At 72.2% G+C, this 16,471-nt stretch carries 15 protein-coding genes; 6 read left to right on the top strand and 9 right to left on the bottom strand.

The window, feature by feature from the left end:
- Positions 1 to 26: 26 nt before the first annotated feature.
- Both ACWD11_RS04605 and ACWD11_RS04600 read left to right on the top strand, forming a co-directional pair.
- A complete protein-coding gene (locus tag ACWD11_RS04605) occupies positions 27 to 1,343 on the top strand; it encodes a pectate lyase family protein (protein WP_451281264.1) in 1,317 nt (438 codons plus the stop codon).
- 59 nt (positions 1,344 to 1,402) lie between these two features.
- The gene (locus ACWD11_RS04600) at positions 1,403 to 2,533 is read left to right on the top strand and encodes a pectinesterase family protein (RefSeq protein WP_451281262.1); all 1,131 of its coding nucleotides are present in this window, start codon (positions 1,403 to 1,405) and stop codon (positions 2,531 to 2,533) included.
- A 92-nt stretch (positions 2,534 to 2,625) separates the two neighbouring features.
- Here the strand turns inward: ACWD11_RS04600 and ACWD11_RS04595 are convergent, their stop codons facing one another.
- From ACWD11_RS04595 to ACWD11_RS04585, 3 genes are all read right to left on the bottom strand, one after another.
- A complete protein-coding gene (locus ACWD11_RS04595; RefSeq protein ID WP_451281260.1) occupies positions 2,626 to 3,456 on the bottom strand; it encodes a pectate lyase in 831 nt (276 codons plus the stop codon).
- An 84-nt stretch (positions 3,457 to 3,540) separates the two neighbouring features.
- Positions 3,541 to 4,284: a hypothetical protein gene (locus tag ACWD11_RS04590; protein ID WP_451281258.1), complete on the bottom strand. Its 744-nt coding sequence runs from the start codon at positions 4,282 to 4,284 to the stop codon at positions 3,541 to 3,543.
- The gene (locus ACWD11_RS04585) at positions 4,281 to 4,847 is read right to left on the bottom strand and encodes a SigE family RNA polymerase sigma factor (RefSeq protein WP_451281256.1); all 567 of its coding nucleotides are present in this window, start codon (positions 4,845 to 4,847) and stop codon (positions 4,281 to 4,283) included. Before ACWD11_RS04585 ends, ACWD11_RS04590 begins: the two co-directional genes overlap by 4 nt.
- A gap of 172 nt (positions 4,848 to 5,019) precedes the next feature.
- Here ACWD11_RS04585 and ACWD11_RS04580 point away from each other — a divergent pair, with 172 nt between their 5' ends.
- On the top strand, positions 5,020 to 6,471 hold the full coding sequence (locus ACWD11_RS04580; RefSeq protein ID WP_451281254.1) for an NCS2 family permease: 1,452 nt from the start codon (positions 5,020 to 5,022) through the stop codon (positions 6,469 to 6,471).
- Positions 6,472 to 6,482: 11 nt separating this feature from the next.
- Here ACWD11_RS04580 and ACWD11_RS04575 read toward each other — a convergent pair whose 3' ends face one another.
- The 5 genes from ACWD11_RS04575 to ACWD11_RS04555 all read right to left on the bottom strand — a co-directional run bounded on the left by ACWD11_RS04575 (position 6,483) and on the right by ACWD11_RS04555 (position 11,769).
- Positions 6,483 to 7,934 carry a peptidoglycan D,D-transpeptidase FtsI family protein gene (locus ACWD11_RS04575; RefSeq protein WP_451281252.1) on the bottom strand — a complete coding sequence of 484 codons (1,452 nt, stop codon included), beginning with the start codon at positions 7,932 to 7,934 and terminating at the stop codon, positions 6,483 to 6,485.
- Positions 7,935 to 8,016: 82 nt separating this feature from the next.
- A complete protein-coding gene (locus ACWD11_RS04570; RefSeq protein WP_451281250.1) occupies positions 8,017 to 8,673 on the bottom strand; it encodes a response regulator transcription factor in 657 nt (218 codons plus the stop codon).
- Positions 8,670 to 9,929, bottom strand: a complete 1,260-nt coding sequence (locus ACWD11_RS04565; protein ID WP_451281248.1) for a sensor histidine kinase — start codon at positions 9,927 to 9,929, stop codon at positions 8,670 to 8,672. The genes ACWD11_RS04570 and ACWD11_RS04565 overlap by 4 nt, the downstream gene beginning before the upstream one ends.
- On the bottom strand, positions 9,926 to 10,909 hold the full coding sequence (locus ACWD11_RS04560) for a hypothetical protein (RefSeq protein WP_451281247.1): 984 nt from the start codon (positions 10,907 to 10,909) through the stop codon (positions 9,926 to 9,928). Before ACWD11_RS04560 ends, ACWD11_RS04565 begins: the two co-directional genes overlap by 4 nt.
- Positions 10,910 to 10,995: 86 nt before the next feature.
- Positions 10,996 to 11,769 (bottom strand): IclR family transcriptional regulator, encoded by a 774-nt coding sequence (locus ACWD11_RS04555; RefSeq protein WP_389418774.1) that lies wholly within the window; start codon positions 11,767 to 11,769, stop codon positions 10,996 to 10,998.
- Between the two features lie 131 nt (positions 11,770 to 11,900).
- Between ACWD11_RS04555 and ACWD11_RS04550 the strand changes: the two genes are divergently transcribed.
- Positions 11,901 to 13,430 carry an aldehyde dehydrogenase (NADP(+)) gene (locus ACWD11_RS04550; RefSeq protein WP_389418775.1) on the top strand — a complete coding sequence of 510 codons (1,530 nt, stop codon included), beginning with the start codon at positions 11,901 to 11,903 and terminating at the stop codon, positions 13,428 to 13,430.
- A 4-nt stretch (positions 13,431 to 13,434) separates the two neighbouring features.
- On the top strand, positions 13,435 to 14,043 hold the full coding sequence (locus ACWD11_RS04545) for a DUF1349 domain-containing protein (RefSeq protein WP_389418776.1): 609 nt from the start codon (positions 13,435 to 13,437) through the stop codon (positions 14,041 to 14,043).
- Here ACWD11_RS04545 and ACWD11_RS04540 read toward each other — a convergent pair.
- Positions 14,009 to 15,382 carry an MFS transporter gene (locus ACWD11_RS04540; RefSeq protein ID WP_451281244.1) on the bottom strand — a complete coding sequence of 458 codons (1,374 nt, stop codon included), beginning with the start codon at positions 15,380 to 15,382 and terminating at the stop codon, positions 14,009 to 14,011. The two genes, ACWD11_RS04545 and ACWD11_RS04540, sit on opposite strands and share 35 nt — an antisense overlap.
- Before the next feature lie 70 nt (positions 15,383 to 15,452).
- On the opposite strand from ACWD11_RS04540, the gene ACWD11_RS04535 reads away from it, so the two are divergent.
- On the top strand, positions 15,453 to 16,424 hold the full coding sequence (locus tag ACWD11_RS04535) for a GlxA family transcriptional regulator (RefSeq protein WP_451122440.1): 972 nt from the start codon (positions 15,453 to 15,455) through the stop codon (positions 16,422 to 16,424).
- The last annotated feature ends 47 nt before the right edge of the window (positions 16,425 to 16,471 follow it).

Genomic DNA, 16,471 nt, shown 5'->3' with positions numbered 1-16,471 from the left:
CCACGCTCAGAGAAGAGAGCCGCATCATGAACGCATACAAGTGGCATGGGCATGCCATGAAGAGGGCCGCCGTGCTGGCCGGCTGTGTCTCGCTCGTCCTCGGGGTCACCGGTGCCGGGACCGCTCAGGCGGGGCCGGCCCGTGACCTCGCGCGGGAGGTGCTCCCCGCCGGGGACGGCTGGGCGTCCGAGGGCGCGGGGGCCACCGGCGGGTCGGCCGCCGACGCCGCGCACGTCTACACCGTGACCACCTGGGCGGAGTTCAGGGCCGCCCTCGCGGACGGCGGCACCGCGCCCCGGATCATCAAGGTCAAGGGCATGCTCGACGCCGTCTCCGAGGGCTGCGACGCCCTCGCCGCCGAGGGGTACGACTTTGAGGAGTACCTCGCCGACTACGACCCCGCGGTGTGGGGCAACGACACCCCGGTCAGCGGCGAGCAGGAGGACCTGCGGGCCGCCTCCGCCGCCAACCAGGACAGGATGATCAAGGCGAGCGTGCCGTCCGACACCACCATCGTGGGCGTCGGCCGGAACTCCGGGATCCGGGGCGGCAGCCTGCAGATCCGGGGCGTCGACAATGTGATCGTCCGGAACCTCACCATCGAGGCCCCGCTCGACTGCTTCCCGCAGTGGGACCCGACGGACGACAACAGGACCGGCGCCTGGAACTCCGAGTACGACGGTGTCGTCGTCTACGGCTCCACCCATGTGTGGATCGACCACAACACGCTCACCGACGGGCGCTATCCCGACAGCTCCCTGCCGGAGTACTTCGGCAAGGTCTACCAGCAGCACGACGGCCTGGTGGACGTGGTGCGCGGCGCCAACCACGTGACGGTGTCCTGGAACTCGTTCGAGGACCACGACAAGACCATGCTGATCGGCAACAGTGACGGCGCGGGCTCCACCGACTCCGGCAAGCTCAAGGTCACCCTCCACCACAACCGCTTCGAAGGCATCGTGGAGCGGGCGCCGCGCGTCCGGTTCGGGCAGGTCGACTCGTACAACAACCACTTCGTGGTGACCGCCGGCCAGAAGTTCGGCTATGTCTTCGGCATCGGCGCCTCCTCCCAGCTGTACGCCACCCACAACGCCTTCTCGCTGGCGCCCGGGGTGAGCACCGGCAAGGTGCTGAAGAAGTGGAGCGAGGCCCCTCTCACCGCCGCGCACAACTACGTCAACGGCAAGCTCACCGACCTGATCGCCGTCCACAACGCGGAGATCCCCGGCGAGACCCTCCAGTCCGGGGCGGGATGGACGCCCACGCTGCGGACCCGGGTCGACCACCCCCGGGCGGTCCCGGGCATCGTCGACCACCGCGCGGGTGCCGGCCGCATCTGCTGACCTGTCGCGGGGACCGGGGCCCGGCCCCGGCCCCCGTCCGCCTGTGAAGGAGCACCCGCATGCCCTCGCCCCACCTCCGACCGCCCTTCTCCCGCAGGGGATTCCTCCTGGCGAGCGCCGGAGCGAGCGCCGCCCTCGGGCTCGCCGCGGCCCCCGCGCGGGCCACCGCCCCGGGCCGCCCGTTCGGCCGGTACGGCTCACCGGCCGCCCGCCTCACCCCGAGCACGCTCTACGTCGACCCGCGCGGCCGCGGTGACTTCACCACCGTCCAGGCCGCCGTGCACGCCACCACCGGCAGCGGCTGGATCCTCGTCCTCGCACCCGGCACCTACCGGGAGACCGTGAGCGTCGACCCCACCCGCACCGAGATGACCTGGCTCGGCGCGGGCGACGACCCCCGGGACGTCGTCATCGTCTACGACAACGCCGCCGGCACGCCGAAGCCCGACGGCTCCGGCACCTACGGCACCACGGGATCGGCCACCACCACCGTGCGCGCCGACGGATTCACCGCCCGCCGCATCACCTTCGCCAACGACTGGCTGCGCGCCGACCACCCCGGGATGAGCGGCACCCAGGCCGTCGCCATCAAGGTGACCGGCGACCGCTCCGCCTTCCACCACTGCCGTTTCCTCGGCCACCAGGACACCCTGTACGCCGACACCAACGCGCTGACCGTCTTCGCCCGGCAGTACTTCGCGCACTGCTACGCCGAGGGCGACGTCGACTTCGTCTTCGGCCGGGCGACGGCCGTCTTCGAGCACTGCCACTTCCGCACGCTGACCCGCACCGACCTGGCCTCCGCACCGTACGGCTTCGTCTTCGCGCCCTCTACGGCGGGCGCCAACCCGCGCGGCTACCTGGTCACCCGGGGCCGGATCACCAGCGAGGCCCCGGACGCCTACTACAAGCTGGCCCGCCCCTGGGTGCCCAGCTCCGACCGCACCGCCCGTCCCATGCTGACCGTCCGGGAGACCTGGCTCGGCCCCGGCATCGACGCGGCGGCGCCCTACGCGAACATGTCGGACGCCTACCCGTGGCAAAACCAGCGGTTCGCCGAGTACCGCAACACCGGCCCCGGGGCGGAGATCACCGTGCCCGCCGACCGCCCCCAGCTCTCCGCCGAACAGGCCGCTTCGGCGACCCGGGCGGCCTACCTCGGGGACTGGCGGCCGTGGCGCACGGACTGACCCAACGGCACAAGGAACGCCCCCGCCGGTCGTCACCGGCGGGGGCGTTCCGCTGCTGACCGAGGGGGGCTCAGGTCAGCAGGTCCATGGGGTTACTGGTACGTGATGTCAGACGCCGTGAAGCGGCACGACGTTGCGTCCGGGCCCACACCGAGCTGGGTCGGCTCGGCACCGGTGTTGTTGCCCTTGAAGCGGACACACGTCTTGATCTTCTTGGAACTGTCGCCGTGGATGCGGACCTTGCGCAGCGCCGCCGTGTCCCCGTAGTTGGTGTTGATGCCCACGATGGAGTTCATCGGCGCGGTGACATCCACGTCGCTGATGATGACCGTGCGCTTGTACTGCGTGGAGCAGTTGCCGCAACTGCGCACCAGCTTGCCGGAGTTCGCCACCTGGAACTTGCTCACGACCAGCTTGCCGGCGCCGTTGAACTGGAGAACCTTGTCCGAGGCGTTCCTCGCGCCGCCGCCGTACACCGTGTACACGGCGGAGGCGGACTTGCCCTTGAAGGTGGCCGCGTCCTCGCCGACGTCCAGCCACCACACGTTCTGCAGCGTGCAGGAGCCCAGGCAGTGCACGCCGTCCGCGGCCGGGTTCCCGATGATCACGTTCTTCAGGACCGCGCCGTCGGCGAGCTGGAACACCGGGTCCTGGCCCTCGTCCTGGCTGTCGCCGCCGAGCGCGCCGCTGCCGTAGAACTTCTTGTAGCCGCCGTCGTAGGTGCCCGAGACCTTGATGGTGCCGGTCACGGCCTGGCTGCCCTTGGCCGTCGGCCAAGGGGACGCGGCGCCGGCGGTGGACAGCATCGTCGTGGTGACGATCGCCGCGCCGGTGATGCCGAGGGCGGAGGCTCCGGCGATCACCGCTCGCCGCTTGGTGACCTTGCGGCGGTGGCGGACGCGCTGTTCAGCTGGTGCAGTCATGCTCGTTCCTTGCGTGGGGAGAGGTGTCTTGCGCTACCTGGTCGCCACCGGCCGGGAAAGGGTTGCCACGCTTCCGGAAATTTCTTATGAGCGCGGCGCGAAGTCGCCCGCCACGGTGAACTCCTGGTCTCCCGCGCGGGCCGTCGCCGCGTAGTCGTCGTCCTTCGCGTCCCGTCCGCCGCGTTCATGGTCGTACTGCCCCGCGAACACCCACTCGCCCGGCGGGACGGTACGGCCGTCCTTGAGCCGCCAGGTGTAGACGAGGAAGCCGTCCCGCTCGGCGACCGTCAGCGCGAAGTCGTCCTCGGGCAGTGACCGCCAGGCGCCGGTGGAGGTGACCCCGCCGGTCTGCGCGACCGTCAACTCGACAGTCAGCGCGGCAAGTTGGCGGCCGGTTTTCAGGGTCACATTGCTCTGGGCCCAGAACTCGTTGCTGTGCGGGTCGACCGAGCCGTCCGACCAGAGCGGCCCGTCCTCCTCCGTCGGATCCGCGGGCGGAGCCGGGGGGAGGGGGGCGCGGCTCGTCGCGTCCGGTGACGGCGTGGGCGTGGGCGAAGTGGCCACCGTCTGCTGCGCGGTGTCCTCCTTGACGGCCGACGCCACCGCGTAGCCGCCGACGGCCAGCACACCCGCGACCGCGGCCGTGGCACCGGCCACCCGCATCCAGCCGAACACCGGCGGACGGGTCGCCCGGTGTTCGGGACGGGCCTCTTCGGCCATGCCGCGTTCGATCCGGGCGAGGATGCGCTCGCGGTCCGGCTCGTGCGCCCCGGCCGCCTCGAGCAGCCGGGCGCGCAGCTCGTCGTGCACGTCCCGCCGCATCGTCATCGGTCCCTTCCCGCGGCGTCACCGGTCCGCGCCATCGCCGCGTGCATCCTGAGCGGTGCCGCCTGGGGGCCCAGCAGCCGCTGGAGTTCCGCCATGCCCTTCGAGGTCTGGCTCTTCACCGTACCCACCGAGACACCGAGGGTCAGGGCGGTGTCCTTCTCCGAGAGGTCGAAGGCGTGCCGCAGCACCACACAGGCGCGTTTGCGGAACGGCAGTCTACGCAGCGCCTCCTGCACATCGACCACGCCGGCCACGTCGGGGTTCTCGGCCCGCTCCTCGCGCTGCGACCAGAACAGGGCGACCCGGCGCCGCTCGCGCACCGCGCCGCGGATCCGGGTCCGGGCCAGGTTGGCGACCACGCCCCGGGCGTAGGCGACGGGGTGGTCGGCGGCGCGGACCCGGTCCCAGCGGTGCCACAGCGCCAGCAGGGCATCCGCCGCGAGATCGTCGGCGGCGTCCGCCTCACCCGTCAACAGATGGGCCAGGCGGGACAGTTCGGCGTAGTGGCGTTCGAAGAAGGCATGGAACTCCACGGAGGCGGCGTCGTCGACGACTGTGCCCACGACCTCTCCTGACGGTGTCTCTGTATTCGTACGGAACTTCGAACACTGTATGGCATGCCGCACATGAGCAGGCCGATTCCGTAACACGGGGAAAACCTGCACCGGGTTCGACACGGGAACAATCCAGCCAGCATCCGCACACCGATCATTCAGGCACCGAGGAGCCGCAGTCATGTCCGAGACCCAGCAGGCCGTCGACCGGCCGGAGGGCACGCCTCCCCCCGTGAGCAGCGTCGACCGCTTCTTCAAGATCTCCGAACGAGGGTCCACGCTCGGCCGGGAGATACGCGGCGGATTCGCCACGTTCTTCACGATGGCCTACATCCTTGTCCTGAATCCGATCATCCTCGGCAGCGCGAAGGACAAGTTCGGCGAGACCCTCGACCCGGCCCAGCTCACCACCGCCACCGCTCTGGTGGCCGCCGTCATGACGATCATCATGGGCGTCGGCGGCAATCTCCCCCTCGCGCTCGCCGCGGGCCTCGGCCTGAACGCCGTCGTCGCCTTCCAGATCGCCCCGTTGATGAGCTGGGACGACGCGATGGGCCTAGTCGTCCTCGAGGGCCTGCTGATCTGCGTCCTGGTGGTCACCGGGTTGCGCGAGGCGGTCATGCACGCCATCCCGCAACCGCTCAAGCAGGCGATCAGCGTCGGCATCGGCCTGTTCATCGCCTTCATCGGCTTCGTCGACGCCGGGTTCGTCAGCCGGATCCCGGACGCGGCGAACACCACGGTTCCGGTGCAGCTCGGGGGCACCGGCAGCCTCACCGGCTGGCCGATCCTGGTCTTCTGCCTCGGCGTGCTGCTGACGATCGGCCTGCTCGCCCGCAAGGTCAAGGGCGCGATCCTGATCAGCATCGTGGTCATGACGCTGGTCGCGCTCGTCATCAACTCCCTGGCCGACGTCAAGAGCTGGGGCCTGACCACGCCCGAGTGGCCCGAGAAGCTGGTCGACACCCCCGACTTCGGGCTGCTCGGCCAGTTCAGCCTGTTCGGCGCGTTCAGTGAGACCACCGTCATCACCGTCGTGCTGCTCGTCTTCACGCTGGTGCTGTCCGACTTCTTCGACACCATGGGCACGGTCGTCGGCATCAGCGCCGAGGCGAACCTGCTGGACGAGGAGGGCAAGGTCCCCGGCCTCGGCCGGGTCCTGCTCATCGACGGCGCGGCGGCGGTCGCGGGCGGCGCGGCGTCCGCGTCCTCCGCGACCTCCTACATCGAGTCGGCGGCCGGCGTCGGCGAGGGCTCGCGAACGGGCTTCTCGAACCTGGTCACCGGCGGCCTGTTCACCCTCGCCCTCTTCCTGACCCCGCTGCTCACCATCGTCCCGCTCCAGGCCGCGGCACCCGCCCTGGTCGCGGTCGGGTTCCTGATGATGACGCAGGTCAAGCACATCGACTGGGACAGGTACGAGATCGCGATCCCGGCCTTCCTGACCATCGCCGTGATGCCGTTCACCTACTCCATCACCAACGGCATCGGGGCCGGCTTCGTCGCCTACGTCGTCATCAAGGCGGTGCTGGGCCGGGCGAAGGAGGTGCACTGGCTGCTGTGGGGCACCTCGGCGCTGTTCCTCGTCTACTTCGCCATCGACCCCATCGAGCAGATCCTCGGCGTCAAGTAGCGCGGCCCGCCTCAGTTCTCGAGCGCGGCCTGCATCATCGCCCTCGCCACCGGCGCCGCCAGCCCGTTGCCACTGACCTCGGAGCGGGCGGCGTCGGACTGCTCCACCAGCACCGCCACGGCGACCTGCTGGTCACCGGCGGTCGCGTACGAGGTGAACCAGGCGTACGGCGTCTCGCTGTTGTTCTCGCCGCGCTGGGCCGTACCCGTCTTGCCGCCCACCGTCGCGCCGGAGATCCGCGCGTTGGTGCCCGTGCCCTCGGAGACCACCGTCTCCATCGCCGACCGCAGCTGCTTGGCCGTCGAGGCGCTCACGATCCGCTCGGTGTCCGCGTCGGAGTCGTAGTCCCGCAGGACGTCCCCGCCGCCGTCGGTCACCTGCGCCACCATGTGCGGCGAGACCAGCTTGCCGCCGTTGGCGAGGGCCGCCGACACCATGGCCATCTGCAGCGGGGTGGCCGTGACGTCGAACTGGCCGATGCCCGTCAGCGCGGTCTGCGCCTCGTCCATGCCGGAGGGGTACACGCTGGCGTACGCCCGCACCGGCACGTCCTGCGCGTCGTCGTTGAAGCCGAACTTCTCGGCCGTCGCCCGCACCTTGTCCTGGCCCAGGTCGTAGGCCATCTTCGCGAAGACGTTGTTGCACGAGTACTGGAGCGCCACCCGGATCGAGGCGTTCTCGCAGGGCGCCGACTTGTTCTCGTTCTCCAGCACGGTGACCGTGCCCGGCAGCGTGTACGGGTCCGGGCTGTCCGTCTCCTCGTCGACCGAGGAATACAGCCCGTCCTCCAGCGCGGCCGCCGCCACGACCAGCTTGAACGTCGAACCCGGCGCCACCGGCTGCCGCAGCGCGCGGTTGGTCAGCGGCTTGTCGGCGTCCTTGGTGAGCTGCTTCCAGGCCGCCCCGGCGGTGTTGGCGTCCGTCAGCGACGAGGGGTCGTACGACGGGGTCGACGCGACCGCCAGGATCCTGCCGGTGGCCGGGTCGATCGCGACCGCGGCCCCCTTCTTGTCGCCGAGCGCGTCGTAGGCCGCCCGCTGCACCTCGGGGTCGATCGTGGTGACGACGTTGCCCGGCTCGGCCCGCTGGTCGGTGACGGTGTCCAGCACGGTCCGCAGCCGGCTGTCGGTGCCGTTGAGGACGTCCTGGTAGATGCCCTCCAGCTGGGTCGGCGCATACGCCTGCGAGGCATAGCCCGTCACCGCGGCGTACAGCTCGCCGTCGGTGTACGTGCGCTTGTACGCGAGGTCGCTGCCCTTCGTCCGCGCCGAGCCGGTGATCGCCTCCCCGGCCACGATGATGTTCCCGAGCGGTGCCGCGTACGTCTCGATCGCGTTCCGCCGGTTGTCCGTGTCGTCCGCGAGTGCCCGGCCCTCGTAGAACTGCACCCAGGTGGCCCTGACCAGCAGGGCCAGCACCATGAGCAGGGTGAAGACCGATGCGCGCCTGATCGTCTTGTTCATTGCACCCGTCAGGACGAGCGAAAGGGGGCACATCGTTCCCCGGTGGCATTTTTCTCATCGGGCGTTCATGAAAACCGGGCGTTCATGAGAACCGGGAGTTCATGAGACCGGCCTCGTACGCCGCGATCACCGCCTGGGTGCGGTCCCGGGTGCCGGTCTTCGCCAGGACGGCCGCCACATGCGACTTCACGGTGGCCGGACCGACCGCCATGCGCTCGGCGATCTCCGCGTTGGTCAGCCCGCCCGCCATCAGCCGCAGCACCTCGCTCTCCCGGCCGGTGAGCCGCGCCACCCAGGGCGGCGGCGCCGGGTACGCGCGCGCGTGCTCGGCCGCGAGGGTGCGTACGGCCGCCGGGAACAGCAGGGTGTCGCTGCGCGCGACCAGCCGTACCGTCTGCGCCAGCGTGTCGGCGTCGGACCACTTGAGCAGGAACCCGGCGGCTCCGGCGCGCAGGGCGTCGTAGACGTAGGAGTCGTTCTCGAAGGTGGTGACCACGACGATCCTCGGCGGCTCGGCGAGGGTGGCGAGGATCTGCTCGGTGGCGCGGATGCCGTCGGTCTCCGGCATCCGGACGTCCATCAGGACGACGTCCGGGGTCAGCTCCCGGACGACGGACACCGCCTCGGCGCCGGTCGCCGCCTCGCCGACGACCTCCAGGTCCGGCTCGGCGGAGAGGATGGCGCGCAGGGCGGTGCGGACCATGAACTCGTCGTCGGCGACGACGATACGGATCGTCATGCGGGTCCCTTCAGGGGCAGTCCTACGTGCAGTCGCCACACCCCGTGCGCGGCGCCCGCCTCCACCGTCCCGCCGAGCAGCCGGGCACGGTCGGCGATGCCGCGCAGGCCGTGCCCGCCGCCGGGACGGCAGGCGGAGGTGGAGGTGGAGGTGGCTGAGACGGGATTCTCCAAGGTGATCTCCAGGTGTCCGCAGGTCACCGCGATCCGCAGCAGCACGGGCCTGCCCGCGTGCTTGAGGGCGTTGCTCAGGCCCTCCTGCACGATGCGGTAGGCCTCGCGGGACAGGACGGGCGGCAGGCTCTCCGGGTCGGCGTCGATCGTCGCGGTCACCCGCAGCCCGGACGCCCTCGTGCGGTGCAGCAGTCCGTCCAGATCGGCGGCGAGGGTGGGCGCGGGTGCCGTGCCGGGCGCGTCGCCCTCCCGCAACACCCCCAGGAAGGCGTCGAGTTCACCGACCGTGCGCCGGGTGGTCTCCTCGATCGCGGTGAGCGCCGCACGGACGAACTCCGGGTCGCGGTCGAGCAGTCGGCGGGCCGCGCTCGCCTGGAGCGTGACCGCGCTCAGCGCGTGACCCACGGAATCGTGCAGCTCGCGCGCGAGCCGGTTGCGTACGGCGAGATCGGCGGCGCGCGCCTCGGCCGCCGCGAGCCGGTCCTCGGGGGTGGGCCCGAGCAGCGCCGGGGCCCACCGGGCGAGCAGACCGCCCGCGACGGCCGCGCACGCCGCGAGCGCCACCAGGCAGGCCGCCCCCGCGACCGGCATGAGCGCCAGCACCCAGCCCCGGTCCAGGGCCTCGGGCAGGCCGAGCAGGTCGTCGCGGACCACGGCGACGACCGGCAGGGCGATCAGCGTGGCGGCGAACGGCGGCAGCGCCAGCGACATCCCCGAGACGATCCCGCCGAGGCCCAGATGCAGCGTGAACCAGGCCGCCGCGCGCCCCCTGGCGGCCCGGCCCCGGGCGGGGGAGGAGGAGAGCCGCTCCGCGCCGACCCCGCACAGCGAGCGCACCGCCCCCGCCTCCAGCGGACGGGTGAGCGGGAACAGCGCCGCGGTGAGCGCGGCCAGCGGCAGCGCGACGGCGAACGACAGCAGCTGCGCGAGGAGATCGGCGAACACATAGCGGGCGTGCACGGCCGGGCCGACGACGATCTGGCCGACGAAGACGTACGGCATGGCGAGCGCGCCGCCGAGGATCAGATGGATCCACCGCCGGCGCGTCCGCCGCCCGAGCAGGAACCGGGCGAACTCCCTCACGTGCGGCGCCGGGGGAGGACGGCGGCCCGCCGCGCGAGGAAGTGGGCCCCTACGACCGCCACCAGGACGCCGGTGAGCATCCGGCCGGCGTAGGCGAGGTGCATCGGCCCGGTCACGGACCCGGGGTCGATCAGGGAGGCCAGGGTGAGCCACGCTCCCCAGCAGGCCGCGGCGGCGGAACCGACCCAGGCCAGGGCGAGCGGGACACGGACGGGCAGCACCGGGACGCCCCGGAAGGCGAGCAGCAGGGCGCCGCCCACGGCCGCGAGGAGGAAGAGGGCGTCCAGCGCCTGGAGGACGTGGAAGTCGGCGGTGCGGGCCTTGTCCGGTCCGGCGCCGACCCCGCAGGCCCACAGCAGGTGCAGGGTGAGCGGGACCAGGGCGACCGCGGCGGCCGCCACCGCGCCGACCCGCTGGACGGTGCCGACACGGGCGCGGGGCAGCTCCCACACCCGGCCCCGCCACAGGTGGCCCCAGCGGTCGCGGGCGTACAGCGCGAACAGGGTCCCGAGCGCCAGCCCCTGCACGATGAATCCGCCGTACACCACCGCGAACACCCAGTCGTGGAGGAAGGGTTCGCCTCCGGTGTCCCCCGCGGAGTTCACGGTGCCGCCGCCCAGCTTCACCAGGAGCTGGAGCGGGAACCCGGTCATGATCGGCGCGAGCAGCCCGGTGGCGACCCACAGGGGCACCACCAGCAGCCAGGCCGGTACCCGCAGCCCCCAGGGCCGGGTCAGCACCAGCGCGAGCACGATGACACAGGCGTCCATCAGCAGCGTGACGCCGTTGGCGACGGCCACCGCGGCCCGGTGCTCCAGCAGGGAGCTGCCCTCGGGGATCCCGGTCTCGCTGCCCGCGAGCCACGCGGCCTTCAGCCCGAGGTACGGCAGACAGGACACGATCGCGACGGCGCGCAGCAGCACACGCCGCCCGGAGGGATCGAGGGCGCCGGCGGGCCGGGCGAGGAGTGACTGCGTCATGCGTACACGCTCTCGCGGAACCCGCCGCCGGCACGTCCTGCCCAGCGACGATCCCACTCCGCCTGACGGGGGAGAAGGGGCTCGGCCTAGAGCCGGCGCGTGGCCAGGGTCAGCCGGTCGCGGGCGTCGAACAGGGCGTCCTTGACCAGCTGTTCGTGGGCCGGGGTCAGCCGGGCCACCGGGACCGAGCAGCTGATCGCGTCGCGGGCCGGGGTGCGGTAGGGGATCGCCACGCCGAAGCAGCGCAGGCCCAGGGTGTTCTCCTCGCGGTCCACGGCGAAGCCCTGCTCGCGGACCTGGCGGAGCTCCTCGATGAGCCGCTCGCGGTCCGTGATCGTGTTCTCGGTCAGCGCCGGAAGGGTCTCGGGGAGCATCTTGCGGACCTGCTCGTCGGTGAAGGTGCTGAGCAGCGCCTTGCCGAGGGAGGTCGAGTGGGCGGGCAGCCGGCGGCCCACGCGGGTGAAGGGGCGCAGGTAGTGCTGGGACTGGCGGGTGGCCAGGTAGACCACGTTCGTGCCGTCCAGGCGCGCCAGGTGGATGGTCTCGGTGGTGTCGTCCGACAGCCGGTCCAGCGTCGGCCGCGCCGCCGCCACCACCTCGTCGCCGTCGATGTACGAGGTGCCGACCAGCAGCGCCCGCACCCCGATGCCGTACCGCGTGCCCGTCGCGTCGGTCTCCACCCAGCCCAGCTCCACCAGGGTCCGCAGCAGCATGTACAGGCTGGACTTGGGGTAGCCGACGGCCTCCTGGACCGCGGCGAGGGAGTGCATGCCGGGGCGTCCGGCGAAGTACTCGAGCAGTTCAACCGTCCGCACGGCGGACTTGACCTGCGCCCCGCCCCCCGTCTCGCCTGCCGACATCGTGCTTGACCCCTTCGTTCGGCGGGAAATAGTCTCGCAAGCATATTCACCATGCGGGACAGCGTTCAGTATATCGAACAACCCTGGTGAATGACCCCCGTACTGCGGCAATACATGTGGAGGGACCCGCGGTGGCAGCAGCACCAGTCTGGAGTGTCGACCCCCGAACCGGGAAGCAGCGCGAGCAGGTTGCGGTGGAGGCCACAGCCCAGGAGGTGGACGCCGCCGTCCGCGCCGCGCAGGAGGCGCGCGGCGCCCTCGCCGACCGGACGGTCCGCGCGGCCTTCCTGCGCACCGCCGCGGACCGGCTCCAGGACGCCAAGGACCGGCTCGTCGAGGCCGCCGACGCCGAGACCGCGCTCGGCCCGGTCCGGCTGACCGGCGAACTCGCCCGCACCTGCTACCAGCTGCGCGCCTTCGCGGACATCGTGGACGAGGGCGCCTTCCTGGACATCGTCATCAACCACCCCGACGACACCGCGACCCCGCCCGTCCCGGACCTGCGCCGCTACAAGGTGCCGCTCGGCGTCGTCGCCGTCTACTCCGCCTCCAACTTCCCCTTCGCCTTCTCGGTCGCGGGCGGCGACACGGCGAGCGCCCTCGCCGCCGGCTGCCCGGTGGTCGTCAAGGCCCACCCCGACCACCCGGCCCTGTCCGAGCTGGTCGCCCAGGTCCTGCGGGACGCCGCCGCCGAGCACGGCATCCCCGAGGGAGTCCTCGGCCTGGTCCACGGCTTCGAGGCGGGCGTCGAGCTGATCAAGCACCCGCTGGTCTCCGCGGCCGGTTTCACCGGTTCGGTACGCGGCGGGCGGGCCCTCTTCGACGCGGCGGCGGCCCGGCCGGTGCCGATCCCGTTCCACGGCGAGCTGGGCTCGCTGAACCCCGTGCTCATCACGGAGGCCGCCGCGGCCGAGCGGCCCGACGCCATCGGTACCGGGCTCGCGGGCTCGATGACCATGGGCGTGGGCCAGTTCTGCGTGAAGCCGGGGCTGGTGCTCGCGCCGGCCGGTGACGCCGGGGACCAGCTGGTCAAATCCCTCACGGACGCCGTGAGCGGCGTCGACGCCGGGGTCCTGCTCGACCACCGGATGCGGGACAACTTCGTCGCCGGGGTCGCCGAGCGCGCCGAACTGCCCGAGGTGACCTCCCCGGTGGCCCCGGGGGCGGGCGGCGAGCACACGGTGAGCCCGGGCTTCCTGACCGTCCCGGCGGCCCGGCTGGCCCAGGAAGGGGCGCACGACCTGCTGCTGGAGGAGTGCTTCGGGCCCGTCACCGTCGTCGTGCGCTACACGGACGAGTCCGAGGCCAAGGCGGTGCTGTCGCGGCTGCCCGGCAACCTGACGGCGACCGTCCATCTGTCCTCGGAGGAGGCCGCCGGTCAGGGCCGCGGCCCCGAACTGCTCGCGGAACTCACGCCGTTGGCGGGGCGCGTGCTGGTGAACGGCTGGCCGACGGGCGTCGCCGTGGCCCCCGCCCAGCATCACGGCGGCCCCTACCCGGCCACGACCTCCACGTCGACCTCGGTGGGCGGTACGGCCATCGAGCGGTGGCTGCGCCCGGTCGCCTACCAGGGCGCGCCCGAGGCACTGCTGCCGCCGGAACTGAGGGACGGCAATCCGCTGGGACTGCCGCGCAGGTTCAACGGCCGTCTGGAACGCTAGGACGATGGAACTGAAACTCCCCGAACTGCCCTTCCCGCTGCGCACCTACGGCCCCGACGGCCACTGGTCCTACGAGGACGGGGTCCTCACCGGATGGGCCGGCGCAGGGCAGGACCGGTTCGTGCCGCCCACCGGTGACGCACTGGACCCGGCCACCGACGCGCCCCGCCTGCTCGGGGCGCCCGAGGGGGAGTTCCAGCTCATCGCCCGGGTGACCGTCGGGTTCGCCGGTGCCTTCGACGCCGGGGTGCTGTACGTCCACGTCGGCGAGCGGGCCTGGGCGAAGCTCTGCCTGGAGAACTCCCCGGACGTGCCCACCGTCTGCACGGTGGTCACCCGGGGACACTCCGACGACGCCAACTCCTTCACCGTGGAGGGGAGTTCGGTGTGGCTCCGGGTCAGCCGCACCGGACGTGCCTTCGCCTTCCACGCCTCCCGCGACGGCGAACGGTGGACCTTCGTCCGGCTGTTCACGCTCGCCGACGAGCAGGAGACCGGCGCGGCCCTCGTCGGCTTCATGACCCAGTCGCCGCTCGGCGAGGGCTGCGTCGTGACGTACGACCACATCGCCTTCCGGCCTACCTGGCCGCGCGATCTGCGAGACGGAAGCTGAGCACGAAGGTCACCGCGAGCAGCCCCGCGCTGATGCCGACGGCCAGCCGCATCCCGGTCACGAAACCGTCGGAGATCAGCGCCCCGAAGACCGCGATCCCGAGCGCTCCGGACACCTGACGCGCCGCGTTCAGGACACCGGCCGTCAGACCCGCCCGCTCCGCCGGCACGGCGTCCATCATCGCCGCGGTCAGCGACGGCACCGTGAGCGCGCAGCCCAGCGCCATGGGGACCAGCAGCACCGCCAGCAGACCCGGCGGCGTGTCGGCGTCGACGTACAGCAGGAGGAGCAGTCCCGCGACGGCCAGGCCCTGGCCCAGCAGCATGGGCAGGCGGGTGCCGTGGCGGCTCGCGAGCTTGCCCGCGATCACGTTCGTCCCCGCGATCAGGCCGGTCATCGGCAGGAACAGCAGACCCGTGTGGAGCGCGCTCAGCCCCTGGACCTGCTGAAAGAAGAGCGAGAAGACGAAGACCATGCTGTAGAAGGCGACGCTGATCGCCGCTCCCGCCGCGACCGCCGCGGTCACCGCCCGGTTGCGGAACAGGGCGAGCGGCACGACCGGATGCGGATGGCGCGCCTCGATGCGCAGGAACGCCGCCGCCGACACCACGGCCACCCCCAGCGCGGCCCAGCCCACCGTGCCGCCCTCGATCACCGCGAACGCCAGCGAGGTCAGCGCCAGCGCCGCCGTCACCTGGCCCGGGACGTCCAGCGGCGCCGGACGGCGGTCGGAGCGGGGGGCCCGGCGGAGCAGGACCACGATCAGCAGGCCCACCGGCAGGTTCACGAAGAAGATCCCCCGCCAGTCGAGGGCCGTCGTCAGCGCCCCGCCCACCACCGGGCCGAGCGCCACCGCCACCGAACCGCCCGCCGCCCACGCGGCCACCGCCCGGGCCCGCCCCGCGGTGTCGGGGTACGCCTGCCGCACCAGCGACAGCGAGGCCGGGAGCACGACCGCCGCCGCCATGCCCTGCGCCACCCGCGCGCCGAGCAGCACCGGGAGGTTCGGGGCCAGGCCGCAGGCGACCGAGGCCAGCGTGAACACCGCGGTGCCGAGGGCATACGCCCGGCTCGCGCCCACCCGGTCGGAGAAGGCACCGGTGGAGAGCATCAGCGCGGCGAGGGGCAGCATGTACGCGTCCACCACCCACTGCAGTCCCGACATGCCGCTGCCGAAGGAGTCGCCGATCGCGGGCAGGGCGACGTTCACCACGGAGGCGTCGAGGCAGATCAGCCCGAAGCCGAGGAGCGCCGCGGTGAGGGTAAGCGCGGGAGAGGGCCGCTCGAGGTGCGACGGGGTGCCGGTGCCCGTCGGTCCGGCGGTCTGCTTCGTTGACATGCCCCCATCCTGCGGATCTTGGGCGGCGTACAGTAGTGGCCCGAATGCCATACGTCCGGAGGTTCTGGCCATGCACCGCGTCGCCGTCATCGCTCCCTTCCGGGTGTCGATGTTCAACCTCGCCATCCCGGAACTGTTCTTCGAACGGACGCTCGTCGACGGCGCGCCCGGGTACGAGGTGACCGTCTGCACCCCGGAACCGGGGACCATCGTCACGACCGGCGGCCTGGACCTGCACGTCGGCCGAGGTCTGGAGGTCCTCGACGACGCCGACACCGTGCTCGTCGCCGGCACCGGGGAGCGGTTCGCGCCCGAGCCGCGCACCGTCGCCGCCGTCCGCCGGGCCGCGGCCGCCGGCAAGCGCGTCGCCTCCATCTGCAGCGGCGCCTTCGTGCTCGCCGAGGCCGGACTGCTCGACGGGCGCAGCGCCACCACCTACTGGCAACTGACCCGGGAACTGCGCGAGCGCTACCCGGCGCTCGACGTGCAGGGCGACGTGCTGTACGTGCAGGACGGCCAGATCCTCACCGCGTCCGGCTACGCGGCCGGTATCGACATGTGCCTGCACATCATCCGCACCGACTACGGCGCCGCCGTCGCCAACGAGGTGGCCCGCCTCGCCCTGGTCGCGCCGGTCCGGCCCGGCGGGCAGACCCAGTTCACCCAGACCCCGCTGCCGCCCGAGCGCGGCACCGCCTGCGCCGACACCCGGGCCTGGGCCATGCGCAACCTCGACAAGCCGCTCACCCTCACCGACCTGGCCCGGCACGCGGGGGTGAGCGTGCGCACCCTCAGCCGCCGGTTCCACGCCGAGAGCGGGGTGAGCCCGCTGCAGTGGCTGCTCCACCAGCGCGTCGAGCGGGCCCGGGAACTGCTGGAGACCACCACGCTGGCGATGGACCAGGTGGCCCGCGCCTGCGGCCTGGGCACCGCCGACTCGCTCCGCGCCCACCTGGTCCGCCGTACCGGACTGACCCCGAGCGCCTACCGGGCCCAGTTCAGCCGCCTCGGGACGGCCCAGGGAATGAACCCGGCCGCTTGAACGTTCACATACTTTCGCGGAGGGTGTCTCCGCGCCCGCCCGAACCG

The organism is Streptomyces sp. NPDC002776 (genome assembly GCF_053592195.1).
Note: the sequence above shows the minus strand (reverse complement) of the source record. Positions and strands in the feature narration are given on the sequence as shown.

What these genes read in the sequence shown, in the direction of transcription:
- ACWD11_RS04570 (WP_451281250.1), bottom strand. Translation starts at nt 8,673, where the DNA reads ATGACGATCCGTATCGTCGTCGCCGACGACGAGTTCATGGTCCGCACC.
- ACWD11_RS04590 (WP_451281258.1), bottom strand. Translation starts at nt 4,284, where the DNA reads ATGACGATGCGGCGGGACGTGCACGACGAGCTGCGCGCCCGGCTGCTC.
- ACWD11_RS04605 (WP_451281264.1), top strand. Translation starts at nt 27, where the DNA reads ATGAACGCATACAAGTGGCATGGGCATGCCATGAAGAGGGCCGCCGTG.
- ACWD11_RS04535 (WP_451122440.1), top strand. Translation starts at nt 15,453, where the DNA reads ATGCACCGCGTCGCCGTCATCGCTCCCTTCCGGGTGTCGATGTTCAAC.
- ACWD11_RS04600 (WP_451281262.1), top strand. Translation starts at nt 1,403, where the DNA reads ATGCCCTCGCCCCACCTCCGACCGCCCTTCTCCCGCAGGGGATTCCTC.
- ACWD11_RS04580 (WP_451281254.1), top strand. Translation starts at nt 5,020, where the DNA reads ATGTCCGAGACCCAGCAGGCCGTCGACCGGCCGGAGGGCACGCCTCCC.
- ACWD11_RS04545 (WP_389418776.1), top strand. Translation starts at nt 13,435, where the DNA reads ATGGAACTGAAACTCCCCGAACTGCCCTTCCCGCTGCGCACCTACGGC.
- ACWD11_RS04555 (WP_389418774.1), bottom strand. Translation starts at nt 11,769, where the DNA reads ATGTCGGCAGGCGAGACGGGGGGCGGGGCGCAGGTCAAGTCCGCCGTG.
- ACWD11_RS04595 (WP_451281260.1), bottom strand. Translation starts at nt 3,456, where the DNA reads ATGACTGCACCAGCTGAACAGCGCGTCCGCCACCGCCGCAAGGTCACC.
- ACWD11_RS04575 (WP_451281252.1), bottom strand. Translation starts at nt 7,934, where the DNA reads ATGAACAAGACGATCAGGCGCGCATCGGTCTTCACCCTGCTCATGGTG.
- ACWD11_RS04560 (WP_451281247.1), bottom strand. Translation starts at nt 10,909, where the DNA reads ATGACGCAGTCACTCCTCGCCCGGCCCGCCGGCGCCCTCGATCCCTCC.
- ACWD11_RS04540 (WP_451281244.1), bottom strand. Translation starts at nt 15,382, where the DNA reads ATGTCAACGAAGCAGACCGCCGGACCGACGGGCACCGGCACCCCGTCG.